Source organism: Trinickia sp. Z7 (assembly GCF_056498045.1).
Genome location: NZ_JAUEQW010000008.1, coordinates 18,670 through 42,849, shown reverse-complemented (window position 1 = coordinate 42,849; position 24,180 = coordinate 18,670). Strand labels below are relative to the sequence as shown.

19 protein-coding genes are annotated in these 24,180 nt (G+C 64.5%); 14 read left to right on the top strand and 5 right to left on the bottom strand.

The genetic code is table 11. The annotated features are described in order from the left end of the window. Nucleotides 1-101 precede the first annotated feature (101 nt). The 10 genes from QQS38_RS15385 (at nt 102) to sctC (ending at nt 9,620) form a co-directional block, all read left to right on the top strand. Entirely contained in the window at nt 102-575 is a 474-nt protein-coding gene (locus QQS38_RS15385) for an HrpB1 family type III secretion system apparatus protein (protein WP_479646238.1), read from the top strand. 10 nt (nt 576-585) lie between these two features. Continuing rightward, on the top strand, nt 586-1,002 hold the full coding sequence (locus QQS38_RS15380; RefSeq protein WP_479646237.1) for a hypothetical protein: 417 nt from the start codon (nt 586-588) through the stop codon (nt 1,000-1,002). A 39-nt stretch (nt 1,003-1,041) separates the two neighbouring features. Continuing rightward, nucleotides 1,042-1,809, top strand: a complete 768-nt coding sequence (sctJ, locus tag QQS38_RS15375) for a type III secretion system inner membrane ring lipoprotein SctJ (protein WP_479646236.1) — start codon at nt 1,042-1,044, stop codon at nt 1,807-1,809. Continuing rightward, nucleotides 1,806-2,579 (top strand): type III secretion protein HrpB4, encoded by a 774-nt coding sequence (locus tag QQS38_RS15370; protein ID WP_479646235.1) that lies wholly within the window; start codon nt 1,806-1,808, stop codon nt 2,577-2,579. Before sctJ ends, QQS38_RS15370 begins: the two co-directional genes overlap by 4 nt. Continuing rightward, complete coding sequence (gene sctL / locus QQS38_RS15365; RefSeq protein ID WP_479646234.1) at nt 2,564-3,250, top strand: type III secretion system stator protein SctL; 687 nt, start codon at nt 2,564-2,566, stop codon at nt 3,248-3,250. The genes QQS38_RS15370 and sctL overlap by 16 nt, the downstream gene beginning before the upstream one ends. A gap of 1 nt (nt 3,251) precedes the next feature. Further along, the gene (sctN, locus tag QQS38_RS15360; RefSeq protein ID WP_479646233.1) at nt 3,252-4,574 is read left to right on the top strand and encodes a type III secretion system ATPase SctN; all 1,323 of its coding nucleotides are present in this window, start codon (nt 3,252-3,254) and stop codon (nt 4,572-4,574) included. Between the two features lie 13 nt (nt 4,575-4,587). Beyond that, nucleotides 4,588-5,082: a hypothetical protein gene (locus QQS38_RS15355; RefSeq protein ID WP_479646232.1), complete on the top strand. Its 495-nt coding sequence runs from the start codon at nt 4,588-4,590 to the stop codon at nt 5,080-5,082. 1 nt (nt 5,083) lies between these two features. Then, the gene (gene sctT / locus QQS38_RS15350; protein WP_479646231.1) at nt 5,084-5,920 is read left to right on the top strand and encodes a type III secretion system export apparatus subunit SctT; all 837 of its coding nucleotides are present in this window, start codon (nt 5,084-5,086) and stop codon (nt 5,918-5,920) included. A 186-nt stretch (nt 5,921-6,106) separates the two neighbouring features. Further along, entirely contained in the window at nt 6,107-7,624 is a 1,518-nt protein-coding gene (locus QQS38_RS15345) for a helix-turn-helix transcriptional regulator (protein ID WP_479646230.1), read from the top strand. 28 nt (nt 7,625-7,652) lie between these two features. Next, a complete protein-coding gene (gene sctC / locus QQS38_RS15340) occupies nt 7,653-9,620 on the top strand; it encodes a type III secretion system outer membrane ring subunit SctC (RefSeq protein ID WP_479646229.1) in 1,968 nt (655 codons plus the stop codon). Nucleotides 9,621-9,790: 170 nt separating this feature from the next. Here the strand turns inward: sctC and QQS38_RS15335 are convergent, their stop codons facing one another. The 3 genes from QQS38_RS15335 to QQS38_RS15325 form a co-directional block, all read right to left on the bottom strand. After that, complete coding sequence (locus QQS38_RS15335) at nt 9,791-11,293, bottom strand: hypothetical protein (RefSeq protein ID WP_479646228.1); 1,503 nt, start codon at nt 11,291-11,293, stop codon at nt 9,791-9,793. A 69-nt stretch (nt 11,294-11,362) separates the two neighbouring features. Beyond that, entirely contained in the window at nt 11,363-12,205 is an 843-nt protein-coding gene (locus QQS38_RS15330; RefSeq protein ID WP_479646227.1) for a hypothetical protein, read from the bottom strand. Nucleotides 12,206-12,555: 350 nt separating this feature from the next. After that, entirely contained in the window at nt 12,556-13,383 is an 828-nt protein-coding gene (locus tag QQS38_RS15325; protein WP_479646226.1) for a response regulator transcription factor, read from the bottom strand. Nucleotides 13,384-14,175: 792 nt separating this feature from the next. Here QQS38_RS15325 and QQS38_RS15320 point away from each other — a divergent pair. From QQS38_RS15320 to QQS38_RS15305, 4 genes are read left to right on the top strand one after another with little or no spacing between them, the layout of a single operon-like run. Next, entirely contained in the window at nt 14,176-15,150 is a 975-nt protein-coding gene (locus tag QQS38_RS15320) for a hypothetical protein (protein ID WP_479646225.1), read from the top strand. Beyond that, nucleotides 15,140-17,341, top strand: coding sequence for a hybrid sensor histidine kinase/response regulator (locus QQS38_RS15315; protein WP_479646224.1), 2,202 nt, complete (start codon nt 15,140-15,142; stop codon nt 17,339-17,341). The genes QQS38_RS15320 and QQS38_RS15315 overlap by 11 nt, the downstream gene beginning before the upstream one ends. Nucleotides 17,342-17,346: 5 nt before the next feature. Then, nucleotides 17,347-18,990 (top strand): response regulator, encoded by a 1,644-nt coding sequence (locus tag QQS38_RS15310; RefSeq protein ID WP_479646223.1) that lies wholly within the window; start codon nt 17,347-17,349, stop codon nt 18,988-18,990. Then, a complete protein-coding gene (locus tag QQS38_RS15305; protein WP_479646222.1) occupies nt 18,965-19,597 on the top strand; it encodes a response regulator in 633 nt (210 codons plus the stop codon). The genes QQS38_RS15310 and QQS38_RS15305 overlap by 26 nt, the downstream gene beginning before the upstream one ends. A 46-nt stretch (nt 19,598-19,643) precedes the next feature. On the opposite strand, the gene QQS38_RS15300 is transcribed toward QQS38_RS15305, so the two are convergent. Together QQS38_RS15300 and QQS38_RS15295 are read right to left on the bottom strand one after the other, a co-directional pair. After that, on the bottom strand, nt 19,644-19,865 hold the full coding sequence (locus tag QQS38_RS15300; RefSeq protein WP_479646221.1) for a hypothetical protein: 222 nt from the start codon (nt 19,863-19,865) through the stop codon (nt 19,644-19,646). Between the two features lie 243 nt (nt 19,866-20,108). Continuing rightward, nucleotides 20,109-24,041 carry a type III effector protein gene (locus tag QQS38_RS15295; protein WP_479646220.1) on the bottom strand — a complete coding sequence of 1,311 codons (3,933 nt, stop codon included), beginning with the start codon at nt 24,039-24,041 and terminating at the stop codon, nt 20,109-20,111. Nucleotides 24,042-24,180: the final 139 nt, after the last annotated feature.

Genomic DNA, 24,180 nt, shown 5'->3' with positions numbered 1-24,180 from the left:
GCGGTGCCGGATACGTTACGGGCATCGGCTGTGCGCCGCCCGATACGAGCGCCGCCGGCCCGAGTCCTGATGAACGACTTTGAACTTCGCGAGGCATAACGATGAATCTCACGACATGCAGCAACCGGCTGGTGTCGGCTCTGGTCGAGCTCTTGACCTGGGCTGCGCGCAAGGGGCACTTGGACGAGGCGGACCGCTTGCTCGCGGCGCTGCACTTGATGCGCCCCAACTTCGTCGAACTCAATGCTTACGATGCGTGGCTGCTGATTCGCCGCAATCGAATGGCCGACGCGGCGCAACTGCTGCGCCAACTCGAGGGCCGCGAACTGCAGCCGCCTTTCGGCCCGTACGTCACCGCGCTGCTGGCGGTGTGCATGTCCTCGCTCGGCGATCCGAGCTGGCGCATCTACGCCAACCAAGTACTGACGCGCGACGAGGACCCGGAATCGGTCGGTCTGATGAATCTGCTGATGGGCAAGCGCACCGACACCGAGACGAACGAGGCGCAGACCGGCAAGGCGGATGCGGCCGAGCTGCTTCGGCAGGCAATGTCCATGAGCTATATGCGCGCGTAGGGGGCTCCTCATGACTTCCGCAATCACGGCAATTGCGCCGCCCGTTCCGCTATCTGCCACGCAAGCGACCGGCGAAGCGGGAGGCGTCGCCCAATCCTCTTTCGGCGCGCAGGCGCCCGGCGGCCTTGGCGAGCGCTTTCGCGAGGCGCTCGCGCAAGCTCGGCTAGTACCCGAGCAAGCCGGGCGCATACAGGGGCCTTCGACGGTGTCGCAAGCGGTGGCGATGCAAGACGAAGCGTTCGGCGCGCTGACCGCGAAGATCGACGCCTTCGAGGCAACGAGCGGCGATATGTCGCTGCAGCAGGTGCAAGCGCAGTCGCTGCAAATCCAGCGCGAAATCACCGAGGAAATGGTGAAGATCTACACGGGCACGGCAGTCGCGCAAGGCGGCAAAAGCACCGTGCAGACTCTGATGAAAAATCAATGACGGGAGAGCGCGATGCGCCGGTTTCCGAACATATTGCGCATGATCGCGATCGCCGTGGTGGGCGCCGCGCTGCTTGCGGGATGCAGCAAACAGTTGTATGCGCAACTATCGGAGCAAGACGCGAACGATTTGATGCGCGTGTTGATCGAGGCCGGTATCGAGGCGAGCAAATCGTCGCCGGACGGCGGCAAGACCTGGTCGGTCGCAGTCGATGGCGACGAATTCGCGCGCTCGATGGAGGTGTTGCGCGCCCATGGACTGCCGCATGAGCGATATACCTCGCTTGGCGAGTTGTTCAAGAAGGATGGGTTGATTTCCACGCCGATCGAAGAGCGCGTGCGTTTCATCTACGGCGTGTCGCAGCAGCTTTCCGAGACGCTCTCGCGCGTCGATGGGGTTGCATTCGCTCAAGTGCAGATCGTGCTGCCGAACAACGATCCATTGTCGAACGTCGTGAAGCCATCGTCCGCGGCCGTGTTCATCAAGTATCGGCCCGGCACCGATGTGCAGGCGCTCGTGCCCAGCATCAAGAACCTCGTCGTCCACAGCGTGGAGGGGCTGGCCTACGACAACGTCAGCGTAACGCTGGTGCAGGCGAGCGAGCCTGCACCTGTGCCCGCCGCCGCGCCGGGGTGGGCCGGGCGCCTACCGATCGTATGGATGGCGGCGGCAGCGGTGTTCGGCATCCTAGCCGGTGCGCTGGCGCTAGCGCTGACAGCGATGCCGCGGACGTTGAAAGATGGCGCGCCTCTGCGCTGGGTGAAGCGCCTCAAAGACCGTGTGCCCAAGCGCGCGGCGGCGTCATGACCCCAGCGGATCATCCGCTCGTTCGGATGCTGAGCGGCTTCGAGGGGCGCGTGTCGGACCTCTCTCGCGCGCTGGCGCAGTCAGGGGTGCTGCCGGGGCGGCCGCTACCTGCGCCGCCGCACGAGCGGGAGTGGGACGAGCGCGACGCGCGGGCGCTTGCCATTGCGACAGCGGCCGCTAAGCGCATTTGGTTTGCGACGGCCGTGCCGCTCGACGCGTTCTTGCAACCGGGCAATCGCGTGGCGATCCTCGAGCCGCCGGCGCTGCGCCGTGTGCTTGCCGCGCGCGCGCTGTTCCGTTGCCGCGATAGCGTGCGCCGCTGCATCGATCGCGAGCAGCGGCGCGCCCTGACGCTCGCCGTGGGTAAGCAGGCGCTCGCGCGATTGGAGGATCGGACCTGCCCTGGCGCATTCGACGAGCCGTTGCCGAGTGCGCTATCGGCCGACGCGCTCGCGCACCTGGGTTGGCGCTCGATAGCGCAAGACGGCGCATGCGGCAACGCGACGTTGGTCACCATCGTCCGGTTGAGTTTGGCCCAACTCGCGGGCGATGAAGCATGGCGGCAAGCCTGTGCGGCGGCAATCGACGAGCCGGTGCGCACGCACGCTCGCGCTGCCGATGGTGCGCGTTCGTCGAGCCGGAGCGGGAGCGACGGCGTGAACGTGAACGTGGACGTGGACGTGAAAGTGAACGCGAGCTTGAGCGATACGAGCCGCTTCTTTTCCATCGCAGGTGATTTGTTTCCGGAGCTTCAATGGCTATTTGGTTGAAAACCCAACCGAAGGTGATCGCCCTCGATACGGACGTCGTGCGCGCGAACGACATGGCGCGCGTGCTCGAATTGAGCGATGCGCTGGCCGCGCTCGATGAGATCGTGCACGCGACGATGCATGCGGCCACGGAGCGCGCCCGAGAATTGGTCGAGACCGCGCGCCGGGAGGCCGACGCGTTCGTCGAGGCGGCGCGGCGCAAGTTCGACAACAGCGCGCGGCTGGGATACGCGGCCGGACATCGCCGCGCCGTCGCGCAAGCGCACGCGCGCTTCGTCGCGATGGCGCGCAGCGAGCAGGAAGAGCTGCAAGCGTCCTCGGAACGGCTAGCGCGGCTCGTGATGAAGGCGGTGGAGCAGGTGGTGGCCGAAACCGATCGCGATGCGTTGATGCGGCGGGTCGCCCAGGCCGTCGCACGATCGATCGAAGATGCGGCGCATTTGACCGTCATCGTCTGCCCGGCGAACGCCGCGCGTGCCCAGCGCTTGTTCGGAGAACTCGCGTGCGAGGCCACGCCGCCGCTGAATCTCGAAGTGGTCGTGAACGACGAATTGGACGAAGACGTTTGTATTTGCGAATGGGACTACGGGGTCGTCGAATCCAATCTGCGGGCGCAACTGGCGGGCCTGGAACGCGCGCTGGCAAACGGCGCGGGCGTTACGGAGCAATGAGATGAGCACGATCGTCCGCTTGGCCGACCGCTTGGAAACGGCGCTGGGGGCCAGCGCGTCGCTCGAACGCTATGGCAAGGTGCTCGAAGCGGTCGGCACGCTGATCAAGGTCGGCGGGCTCGATGCGCAGCTCGGCGAGCTGTGCGAGCTGTGGCGTCCGGACGGCACTTTGATGCAGCGCGCCGAGGTCGTGGGCATCGCTCGGCAATACGTATTGCTGGCGCCTTTTGGCAGCATGACCGGCGTATCGCGCAGCACGCGGGTGACGGGTAGCGGCGAGCCGCTTTCTGTCCCGGTCGGGCCCGGCCTGCTCGGCCGCGTGCTCGATGGGTTGGGCGAGCCCACCGATGGGCGCGGGCCGGTCGACGCCGAGCGCCGCGTGCCCGTCTTCGCACCGGCCCCCGATCCGCTCGAGCGACGCATGATCGAGATGCAGTTGGGCACCGGCGTACGCGTGATCGATGGCTTGATGGCGCTGGGCGAGGGCCAGCGCATGGGCATCTTCGCGCCCGCGGGGGTCGGTAAAAGCACGTTGCTCGGCATGCTCGCGCGCGGCACGGCCTGCGACGTCAACGTAATCGTGCTGATTGGTGAGCGCGGTCGGGAAGTGCGCGAGTTCATCGAACTGATCTTGGGCGAAGCGGGCATGGCGCGCAGCATCGTCGTCTGCGCAACATCCGATCGTTCGTCGATCGAGCGCGCGAAGGCCGCCCACGTCGGCACGGCCATCGCCGAATATTTCCGGGATCGTGGACAACGCGTCCTGCTGATGATGGATTCGCTGACGCGCTTCGCGCGCGCGCAGCGGGAGATCGGTTTATCCGCGGGCGAGCCGCCGACGCGGCGCGGCTTCCCGCCGTCGGTCTTCGCCGAGTTGCCGCGCTTGCTCGAACGCGCGGGCATGGGGCGCGAGGGCTCGATCACGGCGCTCTATACCGTGCTGGCCGACGATGAAGAGGGCGGCGATCCGATCAGCGAGGAGGTGCGGGGGATTCTCGACGGCCACTTGATCCTGTCGCGCAAGATCGCCGCGCGCAATCGCTATCCGGCCATCGACGTACTGGGCAGCTTGAGCCGGGTCATGTCTCAGGTGGCATCGGCCGAGCACTGCGCCGGCGCGGCGCGCGTGCGCCGGCTGATGGCCAAGTACGACGAGATCGAAATGCTGCTGCAGATCGGCGAATACAAGAGCGGCTCCGACCCGCACGCCGATGAAGCGATCGCGATGAACGAGGACATCGAAGCCTTCGTGCGTCAACGCACCGACGAATTGGCGGATCTGGACGAGACGCGCGATCTGTTGAGCGGCTTCGGCCAGACGTAGGCGAGCCTCGATCATGAGCCGGGCCGCCTTGCGCATCTGGAAAACCGTGGTGGTCGCTAAAGCTCGTGCCAAAGAGCGCGTCGAGCGCGAATTGGCCGACGCGCGCCGCCATCACCTGGCGCTGATCGACGCCACCGAGCAGGCCAACGAGGCGCTCGAGGCGGCCAGCGCGCGCCGGCTCGAGCACGAAGCGCGCATTGCTCGATTGCTCAGCGGTGCCGAGCGGTTGTCGCCCACCGTCTATCTCGACCACGACCGCTACCGCACGCCGCTGCGCGAGGCGGTGGACGAGGCGCGCGCGGTCGTGCGGCGCGCGGTTCAGGCGGCGCAGAGCCAACAAGAGATCGTCGACCGGCTCGGCATGGCGTTGCGCCGCGCCGATGCATCGCTGGAAGCGGCGCGTGAGCAATTGCAGCGCGCGCAAGCGGCCGCCGAGCGGCGCACCGAAGATCGCAACGACGAGGAGGCGGGCGAAACCGCCGCGGCTCGCGTTCACCGAGGAGCATGAGATGTACGAGGGATTGCACGCCGGGCGCCTGCTTGCAGATGTCTTCAACGAATATCAGGGGTTCTTTTTGACGCTCGCGTTGAGCGCGGCCCGCATCGCAGTCGCATTCCAGATCTTTCCGCCCACGAGCGGGGACATGCTGCCCGGCATGGCCCGTAACGGTGTCATTTATGTCCTGGCCTTCTTCGTCGCCGCCGCGCAGCCTGCGCATTACTTCGACAGCGTGAACTCGGCGCAATTGCTGATGATCTCGGTCAAGGAGATGTTCCTCGGCGCGGTGCTCGGCTATGCGGCGTCCACCGTCTTCTTCGTTGCGCAGTGTGTCGGCACGTTGATCGACGATCTAGCAGGCTACAACAGCGTGCAAATGAACAATCCTCTGCGCGGCGATCAAAGCACACCGATCTCGAACACGCTGCTGCAGATGGCCGTCGCGCTGTTCTACGTGGGCGGCGGCATGACGTTTTTGCTAGGCGCCATGTTCGAATCGTTCAAGTGGTGGCCGCTCGTATCGCTCACACCGTCAATGTCGGACGTGGCGCAAAGCTTCATCATCGCGCGCACCGATTCGATCATGGCCGCCACCGTCAAGCTCGGCACGCCGGTCATGCTCGCATTGATCCTCGTCGATTTGTCGATCGGCATTCTCGCGCGTGCGGCAGAAAAGCTGGAACCGTCGGCCTTGAGCCAACCGATGCGTGGCGCCATCGGGTTGCTGATGCTGATCTTTCTGATCGGCGTGTTTGCGCAGCAGGTGTTGGGCTCGTTGCATCTCGACCAATTTACGCGAGAGGCAGCGGCGCTCGCCGGCGCTACGCCCGATCGTCGCGCGCGTTGAGCCGGGTCGAAGTCGGCACGCCAATGCGCCCTGGGGCCGATCGGGCGGCGCTATCGAGATCGCTTATGGGGAGGATTGTTTTTTCTGATTGAGAATTGTTGTGGTAGTTGCTGAGATTGTTGAAATTGCGCGTAACGATGCTGGCTAATATCGATCTCAGCACAGCACCGGCACGCGCGAGTAGCGATGATGCCGATGCGCGGCCCGAGCCCGACCGGCCGCCAATTGTCGGGCAAGCAACGCGAGTGTCGAGCTATGTATCCGACCGTCTATTTGGCCCTGTTGTCCGCACTGAAGTTTCGCAAGAGCCTGCCCCGCTATTGCAACGCCGCCCTCGACGGGGATTTTGCACGGGCCTATTGCGCCGTGGACGATGCGGCCGACCTGAGCGAGCGTGTTCATTCGCAGGCGCGCGCTCGCAGCAACGAGGAGTTGACCGCGCTGGCCGATATCTCGCTAGTGCGGGGCAACCCGGAGGAAGCCGAAGATTTCTATCGCCGTGCGCAGAAAATGGTGTGGCGAAACGACGATCAATTGCGGGCGCAGTCGTGCCGCAACACGGGCTGGATCTCGTTGCTGCGCGGCCGCTTGGGCGTCGCGCAGCGCGGCTTTGCGCGCGTGGCGGGCGAAGCGCAAGCGGATGTCGAGCAGCGCGTCGAAGCGTATCTCGGCATGGCGCTCTCGCATCATCAATTGGCGCAGCAGCAAGCAGCCGACGATGCGCTTCTCGAAGCCGCCGAACTGGCCGATACGCTCGACGAGCCTCGCTTTCGCCTTATCGTCGATCTGCTGTCGCAAGAGTTCGACGTGCGCTTGCAGGTTCGCGCTTCGCGTGCGCTCGACGACAACGCATTCTGGCAATCGGCGCTGACCAATGTCGCCCTGACCGCGGGCAGGCGCGGGCGGCTCGAACCGGCTTGCGCCGTGGCCGTGCGTCCGGCGTTGCTGGCGTTGCGAATCGAGGAGCTGCACGCTATCGAGCGCTTGGCGCAAGGGCAGGCCGACGCGCCGGCGGCGGTCCTTGCGGCTCGGATTGCGCGCAGCGCCATGAACCCCGAGCTCGCATTTCGTGCCTGCCTCGATATCGTGCTGGCCGCATTGGCAGGCGGCCTGGAGGACATGGCCGCGGAAATGATGGACCGTTTGCCGCCGGCTGGCGAGCGGCCGCACCGCGATTTCGACTATCTGTATTGCATGGCGAAGGTGGCCGCTCACCGGGGCGAGTTCGTGCGCGCGTTGAAGTTCTACTCGCAGTACACCACCGAAGCGTTGCGGTGCCTGCGCAATGAAACGGCAACGCTGCGCAATGGGACCGCAAGCCGTCCGCGCGCGGCCGCCGCAACCGTCAACGACGACGTTTCGGCGCGCTTGCCGGCGAAGTATCGGCGTGCCTACCGGTACATCATCGAAAACATCGATCGCGAAGATCTGACCACGCGCGAGGTGGCCGCTGAGATGAACGTGACGATGCGCACGATCCAGCTCGTATTCAAGCGCGCCCTGGGCGTGACGCCTTGCGGCTTGATTCGATCGCTGCGGCTCGAGGGGATACGCGAAGCGTTGCTCGACGAAAACGGGCCTGCGCCATCGATATACGACACGGCGGCGAAGTGGGGCTTGAAGAGCCGCTCCACGCTGGCGAAGGGATATCGCAGGCATTTCAACGAATCGCCTTCCGAGACGATCGTGACGTATTCGCGCTGATACCGCCATCCGCCAGGAGCAAAACGTGATGAAAATACCACGACGCGTGCGTCGCATGAACGCGCTCGCCTGCGCGATGTCGATCGGCCTCGGCCTCGGCCTGGGCCTGGTAGGGCCCGCCGCATGTGCGAGGACGATTCCCTGGAAGTCGAATCACTTCCAGTACGTCGCGGATCACAAGGACATCAAGGAGGTCTTGCGGGATTTGGGCGCGAGCGAGAACGTGATGACCTGGATTTCACCGCAAGTCGACGGCGTGGTGACGGGGCGCTTCGACGAGACGCCGCAGCGCTTTCTCGATCGCATGTCGGATTCGTTCGGTTTCACTTGGTACTTCGATGGCTCGGTACTGCGCGTATCGGGGCCGAACGAGGCGCGCAGCGCCACGATCGGGCTCATGCACGCCACGACGGCAGATTTACGCGGCGCGTTGTCCAGGCTAGGGGTGACCGATCCGCGTTTTCCGGTGCTCTATGACGACGCGATGCGCACGGCCCTCGTCTCCGGCCCGCCACGCTTGGTCGAACTCGTGACCGACGTCGCGCATTTGATCGATCACGATGTGGCGCGCAGCGATGCGCCCGAGGTGCGTTCGTTCCGGCTTCACTATGCATGGGCGACGGATCGCACCTTGATGATCAACGGGCAGCCCGTGGTCGTGCCCGGTGTCGCTTCCACGCTGCGCAGCCTTTATGCCGACGGCGACGCGCGGGCAGGCCAAGCGCCGGTGGCTCCGGGCGACGACGCTTATCGGCTGGGCGCTATCGGCGGCAACGGCGGTAGCCCGGCGCAGGCAGGGGGCGACCGTTCGTTTCCGCCTCTGCCGGATCTATTCGCCCGCAACGGGGGGGCGGGCCCGAACATCAATCCGCCTTTACCCACGGGCTTGCGCGGCGGCGATGCTAGCGCCAAGGCAGGCGGGGGCGCAAGCGCGAACGCGCTTGCCTCGATGCCGCCGTTGCCCGGCGACGCGGCTGGCATGGCAGGCGACGCGGCGTCGAATGCGGGGCGCTCGGACGACCCAATCATTCGTGCCGACGCTCGGAACAATGCGATTCTCGTGCGCGCGCATGCCGACACGATGCCGGCGCTGGCCAAACTGATCGCTTCGCTGGACCGGCGGCCGGGCGTGCTGGAAATCGATGCAAGCATCATCGAGATCACCGAAACCGGCTTGAAGGAGCTTGGCGTCGATTGGCGTTTGCATTCGAGCCACTTCGACCTCGAAACGGGGAACGGCCAAAACACGCAGGCGGGCTACCCGGACTCGGTCAACCCGCAAGGCTTTCCGGCTGCTGGCGGGACGGGATCGATCGGCACGCTTTCGTCCGCCGCGGCGGGTGCGGCGGGGGCAGCGGTTGCGGCCACGCCGGCGGGCGGTGTGCTGACGGCCGTGATCGGCGGCACGGGGCGATATCTGCTGAGCCGCATCAGCGCCCTCGAGCAAACCGACAACGCACGCATCACGGCAAGCCCGAAGGTGGCGACGCTCGACAACATGGAAGCGGTCATGGACAACAAGCAGACGTTCTATGTTCCGGTTCAGGGCTTCGAGTCGGGCAGCCTCTACAGCGTGTCGGCCGGCGTGGCGCTGCGGGTGTTGCCGAGCATCGTCGCGGATCAGGGCAAGCCGCAAATTCGGCTGGACGTGCATATCGAGGATGGCAACCTGACGAGTTCGAACGTAGGAAACCTTCCTGTGGTCAGCAAGAGCACGATCGATACGCAGGCATTGATCGACCAAGGGCAGAGCCTGCTCATCGCCGGCTACACGGTCGATCAGGACGACCGCAGCGAGTCGGGCGTTCCGGTGCTGTCGAAAATTCCCTTGATCGGCGGCCTGTTCCGCTTCAAGCATCATCAAGGCCAGAAGTTCCAACGGCTCTTTTTGCTGACGCCGCGAGTCGTATCGGCGTCGCCGGACGATGCCGCGCCTTGCGACGGATGCGTGCCGCCGGCACAGTTGGGATCCCTAACGAACTTACCGGCGAACTAACCGGGCGTCGACGTTCTTCGAGTGCTAGGCAGGGGAGCGGGACCGGCGTCGGACCCGCTCTTTTTTCTTGTGGGCGTGGGTGGATCGTCCGACGAGCAAACAAAAAAAAGACCGGCACGATGAGCCGGTCCTGGCGTTGGCAACGACGCCGAGCGCTGCTGTTTAGACGTTTAGGCGTCGCCCGTCAGCATTGCGCGACGCTTCTTCGCGCCGTCGCTGTGATTCATTCCCGCCTGCAGCATGAACAGCTCGAGCATGGCCTGTTGAAGCTGCGCGTCATCGCCGCTGCTCGCGCCATTGGCGGCGCGATTTGCCGTGTTGTCGGCCGCGTTCTGCGCATTGTCCGCGCGCTGTTGTTCTTTCTCTTTCTTGTCCTCCGGGCCGGTCGCGCCATGCTTGCCCTCGGCGCCGCGGCTTTGACCGCTGCCGCGGCCCGCCATCGTGCTGAACCGTTCCGAGAGGTTCATCTTCGACGAGCCGCCGGGGGCGCCCACGAACGACGTGCGCGAACGCTTGCCGCCGCCCGAAAAGCCGCCGCTGCCGGCCATCCCCAGGGCAGCGCCTGCCGCAACCTCGGCATACGACGAGCCGGACCCCGAGCCGCCTGCGGGCATGACCTTCGACGCGAGCGAGCCGAGCTTGTCCTGCGCCTCGTTGCTCACCTCCATCTCGGATACGTTCTTGACCACGCCCTTGACGGTCTGCGCGACGTTGCCGTGCAGCGCGCCGCCAATGGCCGCGTCGAGTTGCTGGCTGCCGATGTGCGCATTGACCAGCATCTGCGTGCCGACGGCCGCCATCGCACCTTCGGGCGTCAGATCCGATGCGACCTCGGCCGCATCCATCCCGGCCTTGCCCAGATCGCCCATCGCCGCGCCCCAGTGGCCGTGAACGGCATCCTTACCGGCTTGGACCGTATCCTTGATGGCGCTTTCCGTGCCGTTGACGACTTGGGCGCCGACCTGGTCGACGCTCGACTTGACGTCCTTGCCGAGTGTGTCGTATCCCTTTTCGACCTTGCCCATGGCCTTGTCCATGCCCTTGCTCAAATGCATGTTCGCGAGCGAATCGACGGTGGCGTGACCCAGCGCCGTGCCGGCGTCATAGGCGGTGTTGAAGCCGTCTTGAGCGGTCTTGACCGTATCGTCGAGCGCTTGCTGCCAACGCCCGTGAATCAGATCGCCGCCCGTCTTGGCCAGATCTTTGCCGACGGTGCGGGCATCCTTGCCGAGCTGCTCGCCGACCATGCCCACGCCCGTCTTGATGCCTTCGCCGATTTTTTGCATGCCTGTTTCGGCTTTGCCCATCGCCTTGTCCATTTTCTTGCTCAGATGCATGTGAGCGAGCGAATCGACGGTGGCTTGCTCGCCGGCGGTGCCCGCGTCGTAAGCCGTTTTGGCGAGGTCTTGGGTGGCTTCCATTGCCTGATGCAACGCTTTCTGCAGATGACCGTGGATGAGATCGTCCGCTGCGTCCAGCGTATGTTGGGCAACGTGCTCGGCGTCCTTGACGATGGTTTTGCCTACCTGCTCGACGCCTTTGACGACGCCTTCGCCGACTTTGGCGATATCCTTGCCTGCCGTTTCGAGCCCATGGCCGACTTCCTTCGCGGCGTGCGCGATGTCATGGCCGACGTGCTCGAAAGCATGCTTGATGTGTGAAAAGAGTCCCATGGCGATTCCTTGAAATGGTGCCGTTCAATCGAAAGAGCCGGCGCTGGCGCCGGCTCCTTGCGCTTGCGATCAGATGCCGCCGGCTCCGGAGGTTTTCTGTTGATCCATGATCTTTTGGAGCATTTGCGTGATTTCGCCAAGCATTTGCAGTTCGCTTTGCGTCGCGCCGCCGCCCGCATTGCCGTTGCCGCCGCCGGTCGATTGGCCGCCTTGCGACTGCAATTGCTGAAGCATTTGCGTGATTTCGGCGAGCATCGATTCGATCGACGGCGGTTGGTTCGCGCCACCCGCACCGCCTGCTCCATCCGCACCGCCTGCACCATCGGGGCCACCCGCGCCGGCTGGGCCGCCCGTCGCACCCGATCCCGGTGCGCCGCCGCCACCCGCGCCACCAGCGCCGCCGCCCGCGCCACCCATTTCTTGCTTGAGCATGTTCAGGATTTCGCCCAGCATTTGCAGGATCTGGTCGCTGTTTTGGCTCTGGCCCGCTTGGCTGTTCTGCGATTCGAGTTGTTGGAGCATGGTCACGATTTGCTGCAGCATCGAGTCGAGCGAGTTCGACTGACTGCCGTTGGCGGCGTCGGCCGGACCGCTTGCGCCGCTGGCCCCGGACGCGTCGGGCGCGCCGCCGCCTGCGCCGCCTGCGCCGGACGGCGCGCCGCCGCCTCCGGCCCCGGATGGTGCGCCGCCGCCGGCGTCGGGCATGCCGCCACCGCCGCCGCCTTTCGAATCCAAGCCGGTCTGGGCATTTTGTTTTTGGATCGCCTGTTGCAGCAGGTCTTCGATCATTTGCAGGACTTCGGCCAGAATTTGTTCGAGCTGCTGCGCCGGATTGTTGCTCGACTGGGACGGGCTCGAAAAATCGAGCGAGTTCACGCCCGTGCCGAATGAATTGTCGATCGATACGCTCATGAATAGCCTCGTGATCATGAATGTGGGTCTGCACCGCCTGACGGCGGTGAGGGAATGTTTCGCCGCGCGGCGAGGCGCCCGCGCACGTTCCTGTCGGATCGCCGCGGCAATGGCGCATCGCTCGCTGGTACGATACGTGGCGGCGATTCGCGCGCGCGCGCCTGCCGGCGAAGTCCACGAGACATCCGCGAAACGAATAGGTGAGACTGGGAATAGAGAAAGGCCGTCGATCGCGTCGATCGCTTCGGAGTCGCCGCGAGCGAACTTTGACGTGCGAACGACGCTGAATGCGCGAAAGCATCGATCGTCGGCCCCGACGATCGATGCCATAAAAGCGAGCGAAGGAACGGTTAGGGCTGGGCTTCGGGCACTTTGACGGTCGCTTGCGGCACGTCTTGCAAACCCTGCGGCGCGTCGGTCGAGACCGCAAAAGCCATCTCGCGGGGCATGTGGCTCGATGCGGTGGGCGCTGCGGCAGCGGCTTCGACCGGCGCCGCGTCGGTCGCGAGGTCGAGCTTGTAGCCGAGCGCGTAGACCGTCTTCAGATTGGCGCTGGTGGATCCCGCGCGGCGCAGCTTCCGGCGCAACTTGTAGATATGCTGCTCGATCGAGCGGCCCGCGACATCCTCGCACGAACCCCATACGCTGCTCGCGATCTGGGCCCGGCTGAGGAACTTGCCCGGGCTCGAAAAGAAGAGCCACGCCATGGCGAACTCGCGCGGCGTCAGCGCGACCGGTTCGCCGTCGATCGTCAAGGTGCCCACATCGCGCCGCAGCGTATAGGCGCCGACCGTGATCACATCGTCGCCGCACTCTTGTTTGCAGCGACACAGCGCGATATGCACGCGCAGGCGCACTTGCTCGAGATCGAAGCGGCTCGCCACATCGGTGGCGCCCGCGTTGATCCATCGCAGCATCGCGGCCCAATCCGAGAACGGCGTGAGCACGATGACGGGCGTGGACAGGTTCGCATTGCAGTTGCGCCAAGACAGCAGCGAATTGACGAGCATCGAATTGTTCTTGGCATCGATCAGCACCGCATCGAACGCTGTGGTGCGCATGGCGCGAAAAAGCGCTAGCTCGGCACTGAACGGATCGACGGCGGTGGCCTCTTCGGCGAAACAATCCGCGAGGCCGGCTGCCAGTTGTGAGTCCTCGGTAACAAGAGCGAATCGCACGATGTTCTCCAATCAGCGCGCTTCGTCGACGAAGCGGCATATCCACAATCGGCGACGCCTGCACGCACGGTGCGTTGGCGTCGTTGCACCTGAAACCATCGAAGCGTCCCGTCCTCTCGCGACGGGCGTTTCGCCACCGGGCGCGCGCACTGACGGCAGCGATCGCGTTCCCGGCTTCCCTCGACGGACGCCCTCGGCTGCGTCCCGCTTCATTCGACGATGAAGTCTCGTCCGTAGGTACCCGCTTCGATGGCGGCGGATGCGTCCGTCCCAAAATGTGGAAGGCCCGGTAACCGGGGTGTCCGGAGGCGTCAAACCCACCGGCGACAAGGCGTCCCGGCGCTTGGCGTAGTTGCGGTGTCAGAATGTTCTGACATGTTAATCCGCGTTTTCCGAGCCAAACGCAGGGCAAGATCGCGGCAAAGTGCAGCTTGAATCGAATCGGCGGCCGATAGCCGCAACTTTCTTGACATGAACGAGCACCAACGGTGAAACAGCGAACGAGGTTGATTCAAAACTGCATGCTGCCGATCATCGAACCCGCGATAGGGCGTGTGCGGCCGGCCGCCGGCCACGACACGGTCGCGGGCGTGCGTTTCGTCGAGCCAGTGCAGTCCGCGTGTGCTGCGCGGTAATTCACGGAGCGCTTAGGTGAGGGGCGGTAAGCTTGCGTGCGCGTCTGCGCCATTCACCCGTTCTCAACGCGCGGTAATCGTGAGATGCTCGGCATCGTCACACGCTCGCGTTGCAGATCGATACCGTCGAGCGTCGGGCGGCCGGCTCGTGGTCGCCATGTCCCACATATTGAGCAGAAGTTGCGCCGTGCCGCCGAGGATCAACCCGTCGTTCGTTTTGCGCCGCAACCGTCGTGGCCGGACGACGCCGCGCGCCCGGCTTTGGCGTTGCCGGTTGGCCGCGTGGCTCATGGCGGCTGGGGCCGGACTCGGCGCGCCGCAGGTGCGCGCGGAGCGCTTCGACATCGTCTATCCGCGGCTCACGACCGTGGACGACCCGAGGGCGGCCTACGCCAAGGCGGTGCTCGCGCTAGCGATGCGCGAGGCGCACGCCGACTACACGATTCGCCAGTCGAATGACGTCATGCAGCGGGAGCGCGCATTGCGCGAGCTTGCCCAAGGGGGCGCGATCAACCTCGACTGGGCCAGCATGTCGGCCGACGACGAGGCCAATCTACGGCCCATTCGCATACCGATCTACCGCGGCTTGATCGGCTATCGCGTGTTGTTGATCCGCAAAGACCGTCAGGCCGATTTCGACAAGATCGACACGCTCGATCAACTCAAATCGCTAACCGCCGGGCAGGGCTTCGGATGGGTGGATACCGGCATTTTGCGCGATGCCGGATTGCGCGTGGAAACGTCCACTTACGATTCCTTGTTCAGGATGGCGCAGGCGGGCCGCATCGACTACTTTCCGCGCGGCGTGGTTGAAGCGGCGAGCGAACTGAAAGCGCGCGGCGCCGAAAATCCGGACCTAGTGGTCGAACGGCATTTACTGCTCGTCTACCGCTCCGATTTCATTTTTTATACGAGCAAGCGCGACGAACGCCTCGCCCGGACGATCGAGGCGGGACTGCGGGCTGCCTATCGGGACGGCGCGTTCAAGCGGTTGTTCGACTCGCAGCCCGTGATTCGCGAGGCGCTGGATGCAGCCGGCATTGCGCACCGAAAGATCATTCACCTCGACAATCGCTATTTGTCCAAAGACGATCGCGAGATCGCGAGCGAGTATTGGTTCCATGAGCGATGAAACTCGCAGCGGCGATGGTTCAATGACCCATTACAACCCGCCATCGATCTCGGGACGGCGTGTGATCGAGCGCTTGCGCGGAAGTGTCGTGCTGCGGCTGTTCGTCATCGTCTTTTTGTTCAGTTGCGTCGTCACGGTCGCACTCACGGCCCTGCAACTTTATCGGGAGTACCGCCAGGGCGCAGCGTTCGTGTCGCAGCGGCTCGTGGAGGTCGACCGGGTGTACGGCGGTAGCGTCGCGCAAGCGCTATGGCGCCTGGATCAAGCGCAGCTCACGCTCGAGCTCGACGGCATGCTTCGGCTCGAGGGCATCAGCGCCGTGCAGGTGCGCGAGCCCGGGGCGAACCCGCTCGTCGTGTCGGCCGGCCGTCCCGTGGGCGCCACGACGGCGATTTCGCACGATTTTCCGCTCATGCATGAGGTGGACGGCGCGCAAAGACTGATCGGCACGCTGCACGTGGAAGCGACGCTAGCCGACCTGTATCGCTCGCTGGCCCGCACCGCGGCGCTCATTCTCGTGAACCAGGCCGCCAATACGTTCTTGGTCGCGTTGTTCATCACTTGGTTGTTGAACCGGCTCGTTACGCGGCATTTGGCGGCGATCGCTCGCGCGGTGGCGCGCTACGACCATCGCGAGTTGTCGACGCCGCTCGTGCTCGAGCGCCGCACCCACAGCGTGCCCGACGAACTCGACCGCGTCGTTTGCGCGCTCAACGGCATGACTTCGCGCCTGCATCGCGCCTATCTCGACGAACGCGAAGCGGCGCTCGAACGTGAGGCGCGTCGAGCCGCGGAGGCGGCCAACAGCGCCAAGAGCGCCTTTCTAGCGAGCATGAGCCACGAACTGCGCACGCCGTTGAACGGCATTCTCGGGTATGCGCAACTGTTGCGCCGCGACGACTCGCTGGGACCGGCGCAGCGCGAGGCCGTCGACGTCATGATGCGTTGCGGCGAGCAGTTGCTTGCGCTGATCCACGAGGTGCTCGATTTCGCGATGATCGAAGCCGGGCGCATGCGCGTCGAGATCCGCGACGTTCAACTCGCCGCGGCCGTGAGCGCCATCCGCGAAATGATCGTCGTCAAGGCGATGGAGAAGGGGCTGCGCTTCGTTTGCACGATCGAGCCGAATGCGCCGGCGGGCGTGCGCGCCGACGAACGCAGATTAGGACAGGTGCTGCTGAACCTATTGACGAATGCGATCAAATTCACGGCGCATGGAACCGTGGAGCTTCGCGTGCTGCGGGCGTCATCGGGCGGCGCGTGCTTCGAAGTGCGCGACACGGGGGTGGGTCTCGGCGATGACGAACTACAACGCGTGTTCCTGCCGTTCGAGCAAGGCAGGCGCAAGCCGAACAGCGACGGCGGCATCGGCTTGGGCCTTGCGATCAGTCAGCAGTTCGTTCGCGCGATGGGCGGCGAGATCGTCGCGGAAAGCGAGTTGGGGCGCGGCAGCGTGTTTCGCTTCGAATTGCCGCCAGCGGTCGACGGCGGCACGCTTGCGCTCGCCGCCGACGGCGAGCGCGTGGCGACGGGGTATGCGGGGCCGCGCCACACCGTGCTGGTGGTCGACGATGTGCAGATCAATCGCGACGTCGTTTCCGATTTCCTACGGGGGCTCGGCTTCGAGGTCATTGCGGCCGATTCGGCAATCGAAGGATTGGCCGCGCTGCAGCGTTCACAGGTTTCGCTGATCCTCACCGATATCGTGATGCCCGAGGTCGATGGCCGGGCCTTCATTCGCCGCGTGCGCGCGCTGCCGGTGCGCGGCGACGTTCCGATCGTGGCGTTGTCGGCCAGTTCGTCCGCATCGGATATCGGCGACACGCTCGAGGCCGGAGCCGACGCGTTTCTCTCCAAGCCGGTCGACTTCAAGCGATTGCAGGCCGAAATGGCTACGCTGTTGGAGCTGGAATGGATCCATGGTGCGCGGGATGCGGCTCCGGCGCCCGAGCTCGATCCGGCTTCGGACCGCTTATTTGCGACGCCGCCCGCCGAGTCGATGGCCGAGTTGCATCGGCTCGCACGGATGGGCGATATGCGCGGCGTGGGCAGTTGGGTCGATGCGCAATGTGCCGGCGATGCGCGCTACCAGCCGTTCGCTTCGGCATTGTGTTCACTAGCGCGCGCATATCAGTCCAAGGCGCTGTTCGCATTCGTCGAGCGGCACGTGCAAGGGGGACGAGCGTCGTGATCTCGATGATGGATTTCACTGCACGCGCGGCGACGATTCTGATCGTCGACGATACCCCGGCCAATCTCAGTCTCGTCGTCGATACGCTCGGCGAGCGCGGCTTTCGTGTGCTGATCGCGCAAGACAGCAACGAAGCGATCGCGCGCGCACGTTTCACACAGCCCGCGCTGATCTTGCTCGACGTCAACATGCCGGGCGCGAACGGCTTCGAAACGTGCCGGCAGTTGAAGGCCGACGAACTGACGCGCGACATTCCCGTCATCTTCATGACGGTAGCCGACGCAATCGCCGACATGGTGGAAGGATTTCGCGCCGGGGGCGTGGATTACGTCACGAAGCCCGTGCGTATCGAAGAAGTCATCGCGCGAATGGGCGTGCACCTGACCATGCGTGAAATGCAGTTGACGCTCGTCGAGCAAAACCGGCAATTGCAGCAAGAGGTCGAAGTCAGGCAGAAGGCGGAACGCGAGCTTTCTCGCATCCGCGACGAGCTGGAATTGCGCGTGGCGCGCCGCACCGAACAGCTGGCGCGTGCGAACGACGATCTGCGTGCCGAGATCGCTGAGCGCGAACGTGCGCAAGCACAGCTGAAAGTGAGCGAAGCGCGCTTGCGCGAGATCGTCGAGGCGAGCCCGGTGCCGCTTTGTATCGGTGCGATTTCCGAGCCGCGCGTGCTTTACGCGAACGAGCAATGGCGGGAGCTGTTCGGGGTGACGCAAGCACAGCAGCACGAGGTCAGCATCGATGCGTTTTACGTCGAGCAGGATGGCCGCGCCAAGCTGCTCGAGCGCGTGAGGCAGGGCGGCAATGTCAGCGATAGCGAGGTGCTCGTGCGCCGGCTGGACGGCACGACGTTCTGGGTGACGATCACCGCGCGGGTGGCGACCTTCCAAGACGAACCCGCGATCTACGTGGGCATTCGCGATGTGACGGAGCGCCGTCGCATCGAGCAGGCGCTCGTCCATTCGCGCGAGCAACTGCGCCGGTTGAGCGCCTACATGGAGGCGATTCGCGAAGAGGAACGCAAGCGCATCGCGCTCGAAATTCACGACGAGCTGGGGCAGTTGCTGACGGCGTTGAAGATGGACGTATCGCTGCTCAAAATGCGTGTAGGCGGCGAGCCGGAGCTATTGAAGCGAGTCGCCTCCATGCGCGATCTCGTCGAGCAGACCATGCTGATGGTGCGCAATGTCGCGAATCATTTGCGTCCTGCGGCGCTGAACTTCGGGCTGGTATCGGCGCTCGAATGGCTTGTCGAAGATTTCGGCAAGCGCAACGGCGTCGTCTGCCAACTCGTCTCGAACGCGGGCGAGCCCGAACTCAGCGACGCCCACGCCACGGCGCTGTTCCGCGTCGTGCAGGAATCGATGACGAACGTTGCGCGCCACGCGTGCGCCACCCGCGTGCTGGTCACGATGATGCGCGATGCATCGAAGCTCATCTTGAACGTGAGCGATGACGGCTGCGGTTTCGATCCGGCAACGGTCGACAAGCGCGACTCTTACGGCCTACTGGGCATGAGCGAGCGGGCTCGCCTGGTGGGGGCATCCCTGCAAATCGATAGCGCCCCCGGCTCGGGCACTGTGATATCGATCTGCATTCCCCTCGAAAACGGAATGGAACATGATCAAAACTCTCATCGCGGATGATCACGCGGTAGTGCGCAGCGGCTTGAAGCAAATCATGGCGATGGCTGCCGACGTGACGGTCGTCGACGAAGCCGCGAGCGGCGCCGACGTATTGACCAAGCTGCGCGGCAAGGAGGTGGACCTACTGATGCTCGACATCACGATGCCGGGCATCAGCGGCGTCGATCTGATCCGCCGCGTGCATGGCGAATATCCGGACATGCCGATCCTCATCCTCAGCATCCACAACGAGCCCCAGGTCGTATCGCGCGCGCTGCGCGCCGGAGCCAGCGGTTACGTCACGAAGGACAGCGATCCCGAGGTGCTGCTGGCGGCGGTGCACAAGTTGGCAAGCGGGGGGCGCTTCATCGATCCGACGCTGGTCGATGCCGTCGTGTTCGAGCGGCATTCGTTGGACGTGCCGCCGCACGAGATCCTATCGGACCGCGAGTTCGAAGTGCTGCGCCTGCTGGCGAGCGGGCGCAGCGTCAACGATATTGCGGAAGCGTTCGCGCTGAGCGCAAAGACGATCAGCACGCACAAGCGGCGTTTGATGCAGAAATTGGGCGTTACCAACAACGCGGAGTTGTTCCGCTATTCGATTCGGCATGGCTTGGCGGCGCAATGAGCGCCCGGGCCGAGACGTTGCGGCGGTGACGCTTGCCCGCCGCGCGTCAATGCAGCTTACCGAACAGCACCCCCACGCCTTCGCCGGGCGTCAATCCCACCTTGTAATAGGCTTCGAGGCGTTCGATCGTGGCCGAGTCGGGTTCGTAGGTCGGATGAATGTGCCCGTCGTCGAGGGCGCGGTTGTACCATGCCTGCATCCATTGCGCGAGCTCCAACTCTTCGAGCGGCATCATGAGCGCCTCCGGATCGACGAAAGAGATGGTCATGGCGAGCGTACTCCTGAAATGCGTTTGAATCGAGGCGTGAGCTGCGTCGAACCGAGCCGATGGCTTCGGCGCCGGTGATTCACATGCTACGCGGATGCGAGCGCGCGCTCGATAAGGACAAGCGCAAAGTTGAGGTCGGAAATCCTTGCTTTACGTGTCAGGATTTCCTTCATAAAGATCTGCTGAAATCGCGCGCACGCGGTCGGAGCGGTAAGCCGGTGTCGGCCGTCCATTTTTTGCCCGTCAATCGGCTGAAGAGTCGTCCGAGCGTTCCGCCTGGGCCAGTTGCCGAAGGTGAGCGCGCCGCGTCTTGACGTCGGTCTTCAATACCCGATGCTCGTGCTTGACCATCGCTTTGTAGGATTCGAGTATCGCTCGTCCCGTCGCTTTCGTTTCATCGAATGCCCATTCGCCCGAGCGCAGCTTCTTCTTCGTATCTTTGGGCAGCGCCAGTTGATGATGCTCATACAGCGTTTCTGCGCGTTTATTGACCTTTATCCGGTGAGCGAGCGCGTCGTCCGCCCGTGTTCTGGCCGGCTTCGCGCCGCCGTCGTGCGTCTTGGCATCGGCATCGAAGCGCACTTGCAGGTTCCAGCGGCGCGAGCCCGCCACCGCTTCGGTCGAATCCGCGCTAGAGCTCGAGTTTTGCCGGTCGAGCGACGCGGTGTGCTGGGACGATGCTCGTACCTGCGAAGCGCCTGCGAGCAGGCCCGGATCGCGCTCGGCTGGTCGATGCACGGCCTGAAAGTGATTGCCGAACATGGCGACGCCGACCGGGTGCTCGCCCAGTCCGGACGCCTGAAAGCGCACCGGCCCATCGCTGCTGGGCATGATCAACTGAAGATTCATGCTGACGCCGTAGTCGCGATTGATGCCGCGCAGTAACGCTGCAACGGCCGGTTCGTCGTCGTAGAGCATGCGATCGCCGCGCTCGATTTCCGGATAGTCTCGCGCGAGCGCGGCGCGGTAGTGCGCGGCGCGCCGCGCGAGCGCGGGTTCATCTTGCTCGTCATAGCGTCCGGTCGCATGTTGGAGCAGCGAGATGATCAAACAATCCATCGAGGCGTGCCCGCTGTTGTCGGCGGCGCGAATGCCGCGCTGTTGGAACCAGCGCAACGTTTCATCGCGGCCGGCGCCCATCATCATGTCACGCTGTCGTTGCAATTCGCGCGGCTCGTCGCTTTCTTGCGCGGAGAGCGCCGCTTGCGCGGGACGAGCCGAGAATGCGCGTTCCGGTTCGGCAGCCGGGACGGACGGATGCGTTGCGCGGGCGCTGGCGCCCAGCTCCGGAATGTCGCGCAGCGCAAGCGCTGCCGATTGCGCGTCGAACGATGCGAGGTAATCTTCCGCGCCGGTGGGCGCGGTGGGCGCGGTGGGCGGCTGTGGGTCGACGTCGGCGTCGATATTCGCATCGGCGGCGGCGTTGGCGGCAGTGTTGGCATGGATGCCATTCACGATGACGGCATCGCGATCGGCGGACGAGCCGTGGGTCGACGCTTCGTTTGCAGGCGCCTCGGATCGAATCGAAATCATTTCGGTTTGCGCTTGAAGTTGCACGTCTGACTGCGCTTCCGGTTGCGCTTTCGGCTGCGCTTTCGGCTGCGCTTGGGTTTGCGCTTCGAGCGTCGCCTCGTCCTTCGCTTCGTCTTGTTGCGTCGGCGTCGTTTCAGGCGGCTGCGGTTGCTTTGCGAGCGTCGTCAAGCGATCGCGCACGCCCGTACTCATCGCCAAACCCTTATCGACGCTTGCGCGCGTTTTCGACAGCGGCAATTGCGCGACCATCTGCGCGATGGGCGAGATCACCGAGATCCCGACGCTGTCGGCGATCATGCGCATTTGGCGTGTCTTGAACTTGGCCTTCGTTGCGAAGGATGCCTGCCGATAACGCCATTTGTAGTAGCCCGTCGTACCGTTGAGCTTTGCCGAAGCGAGTTCGACGCCGCCCACCGATACCGCGATTTGATCGGGAATGTCGCGCTTGGCCTCCAGTTGCGCGACGAGGGTGTCGAGCGCGGCGTCACAGTGGCGATCGTTCAGATCGAGTAGCGCCGGATTGGCGGCGGGCAAATCGAGTGTGCTCACGACCGGCTCGCCCTTGCGCTCGATCGTGCTCGCCAGCTTGGCCATCCCCGTCTTCTGAAACCTGGCGCGCTCGGCCGCCGAGTAGGGCGCTGTGATCGGCGCGGTGCTTTGCGAGAGCAAGCGCGCATCGTTCTGATCGCCGTATTTCGATGGAGGATGCACGCCGTGGCTCAATGCCACGTCTTTTTGTATATTCAACCCGAGGCTCGCGGTGGCGCCGAACGCGTTGACGAGACCTCCCAAGGCGGTGGCGCCGGCATTGGTCATCGTATAGCGCTCGCGTTCTCCGATCACCATGGCTTTGGCGCGCTTGGTCGCATCCACCTGTTTGCGCGCGTCGCCGGCGAACAATGCGCGCGCTTCGGCATTTTCGATGGCCGTCAATGCCGAAGCGGCGCTTTGCAACGCGGCGTGCGCGCGGCCCGGGTCCTCTTGCGCGAGCGCGGCTTTCATGCGTGATTGTGCGAGTTCGAACTGAAGCCAATCGCGCAAGGCGGCTTTGACGTTGGCGCGCCGGCCGGCTTGGACCTGCGCCTTGGCCTGAGTCTGACGTCTCGACTCGTGCGTGCTAGTGCGTGCGGCTTTGGCATTGAATTCGTGCAGCGACACGATCGATTCGGTGACGCTGCCGAGCAGTAGGCGTCCCATGCTGTCGAAGCGCATGCGTTCCGGTGTTTTCCACGCTTCGGAAACAGTGGAGGCTTTGAACTGATTCGAGTGCGCCATTGCAAACGCCTCTTCCAGTTCGTTGACGGTTGCTTGATCCTCGCCGGCGTCGGCAATGCTGCGCCGAAGCTTGGCGTACTCGCTCCAATTCTCGAGCGGATCGAGGTCGTTCTCGATGAAATCGCGACGTGCGATCTCATCGAGCGCGGCGACGAGGCGCGCCTTGGCTCGTTTGCGCACCTCGGGCTTGTTGGTCGCGCGTTTTTGCGCAATGTAGGTGCGATACGCTTGCGCGCGTTCGTTTTGCTGCTTGGCCGCGTTCCCGCCGAAGAGGTCGAGCGATTTTGCGAGCGCGACGATGGCGCGCTTGGCTTTCGCCTCGCCGTCTTTGCTCGGTCCCGAACTCAGTTGAAAGCCGACGTAGAGCGCCGCCGCTAGGGCCACCGCGCCGGCGGTGGCGCCGGCCGTCACCGCAGCGGTGACGGCGACCGGGGTCAAGATGCCCAGCACGGTCGTGGTAACGCCGAGCGCACCCGATGCCACGCTCACCCCCAGAGCGCGCTTGTTGCCCTCGTATTCGATCTTCGCGCTTTCGGCCGCACTCTTGTAATCCGACTTCAATTGCGAACGCATGCAAAAGCGAGCGTAGGCGATGGCGAGCGCTTGGCCGGCGGCCTCGACATCGCTCTGCGCCTGGAGGCGTTGTTCCGCGGTCGCGCTCGGGTCCGCTAAGCGGGTGCGCGCTTCGTCCAGTTCGGCCTTGGCGCGTTCCATCTTGCGCACGGCATGACCGACCTTGTGCAACTCCCATGCGAGCCGTTTCGATGCTTGCAGAACGTTCGGCCCCGTTTTGGCGCTAGGCGATGCATCGGCCTTGCCGAGCGGCATGATTTCTTCCGTTCCCGAGTTGCGAAACCGCACGTTGGCCGAATCGAAAGCAAGCTCCGTCGTCAGCATCGTCATCAGCACTTGCACGGCGGAGAGCGCGGTTTTCGCGGGCATGTGTGCCGATGCGGCCAATTGCGCGACGCTGAAGGCGCCGTTGACCGCGGTCGATACCGTGACCGGCTGCCGGTGCAGGGCGCCTGTCCCCGTCGTCTTGAAGCTGTCGAGGACGGCTTCGGTATCTTCGAGCCCCGCTGTCTCGAGGAAGGTCGCGATCATTTCGCGGTAGTAATCGCCCGCGCTCGCACCTTCGGGCAGCAAGCGCTGGTCCTTCATCTCTGCGGGGATCGTCTCCGGGCGGGCGCGCTCGAAGTTCAGGGCCAGCAATCGTGCCAGTCCGACGGTGGACGGCCGCCTGCGTTGCGCCTGCGCCCAGCGCTCGCAAATGCCGAGCGCGGCAGCCTCGTCCCAACGTTCCACGCTGACGGCGGGGGCGTGCGGGACCTTCTTGGTATCGAGTAGTTGGGCGAAACGATCGCGCATGCTTCCGCGCTTTGGCCGCGCCGTGTTTTCCCGCGCCGGTGCACCTCGTGATCGTTCCGAGTTGGCGGTGGCATCCGCCGCGGGGGACGATACCGGAATAATGCGGCTCAGAATGGATTTCATGTGCGGGCGACGCGTG

Bases quoted from the DNA above. Each gene is read 5' to 3' on its own strand.
- QQS38_RS15385 (WP_479646238.1), top strand. From the start codon at position 102: ATGAATCTCACGACATGCAGCAACCGGCTGGTGTCGGCTCTGGTCGAG.
- QQS38_RS15380 (WP_479646237.1), top strand. From the start codon at position 586: ATGACTTCCGCAATCACGGCAATTGCGCCGCCCGTTCCGCTATCTGCC.
- sctJ (WP_479646236.1), top strand. From the start codon at position 1,042: ATGATCGCGATCGCCGTGGTGGGCGCCGCGCTGCTTGCGGGATGCAGC.
- QQS38_RS15370 (WP_479646235.1), top strand. From the start codon at position 1,806: ATGACCCCAGCGGATCATCCGCTCGTTCGGATGCTGAGCGGCTTCGAG.
- sctL (WP_479646234.1), top strand. From the start codon at position 2,564: ATGGCTATTTGGTTGAAAACCCAACCGAAGGTGATCGCCCTCGATACG.
- sctN (WP_479646233.1), top strand. From the start codon at position 3,252: ATGAGCACGATCGTCCGCTTGGCCGACCGCTTGGAAACGGCGCTGGGG.
- QQS38_RS15355 (WP_479646232.1), top strand. From the start codon at position 4,588: ATGAGCCGGGCCGCCTTGCGCATCTGGAAAACCGTGGTGGTCGCTAAA.
- sctT (WP_479646231.1), top strand. From the start codon at position 5,084: ATGTACGAGGGATTGCACGCCGGGCGCCTGCTTGCAGATGTCTTCAAC.
- QQS38_RS15345 (WP_479646230.1), top strand. From the start codon at position 6,107: ATGATGCCGATGCGCGGCCCGAGCCCGACCGGCCGCCAATTGTCGGGC.
- sctC (WP_479646229.1), top strand. From the start codon at position 7,653: ATGAAAATACCACGACGCGTGCGTCGCATGAACGCGCTCGCCTGCGCG.
- QQS38_RS15335 (WP_479646228.1), bottom strand. From the start codon at position 11,293: ATGGGACTCTTTTCACACATCAAGCATGCTTTCGAGCACGTCGGCCAT.
- QQS38_RS15330 (WP_479646227.1), bottom strand. From the start codon at position 12,205: ATGAGCGTATCGATCGACAATTCATTCGGCACGGGCGTGAACTCGCTC.
- QQS38_RS15320 (WP_479646225.1), top strand. From the start codon at position 14,176: ATGTCCCACATATTGAGCAGAAGTTGCGCCGTGCCGCCGAGGATCAAC.
- QQS38_RS15315 (WP_479646224.1), top strand. From the start codon at position 15,140: ATGAGCGATGAAACTCGCAGCGGCGATGGTTCAATGACCCATTACAAC.
- QQS38_RS15310 (WP_479646223.1), top strand. From the start codon at position 17,347: ATGATGGATTTCACTGCACGCGCGGCGACGATTCTGATCGTCGACGAT.
- QQS38_RS15305 (WP_479646222.1), top strand. From the start codon at position 18,965: ATGATCAAAACTCTCATCGCGGATGATCACGCGGTAGTGCGCAGCGGC.
- QQS38_RS15300 (WP_479646221.1), bottom strand. From the start codon at position 19,865: ATGACCATCTCTTTCGTCGATCCGGAGGCGCTCATGATGCCGCTCGAA.
- QQS38_RS15295 (WP_479646220.1), bottom strand. From the start codon at position 24,041: ATGCGCGATCGTTTCGCCCAACTACTCGATACCAAGAAGGTCCCGCAC.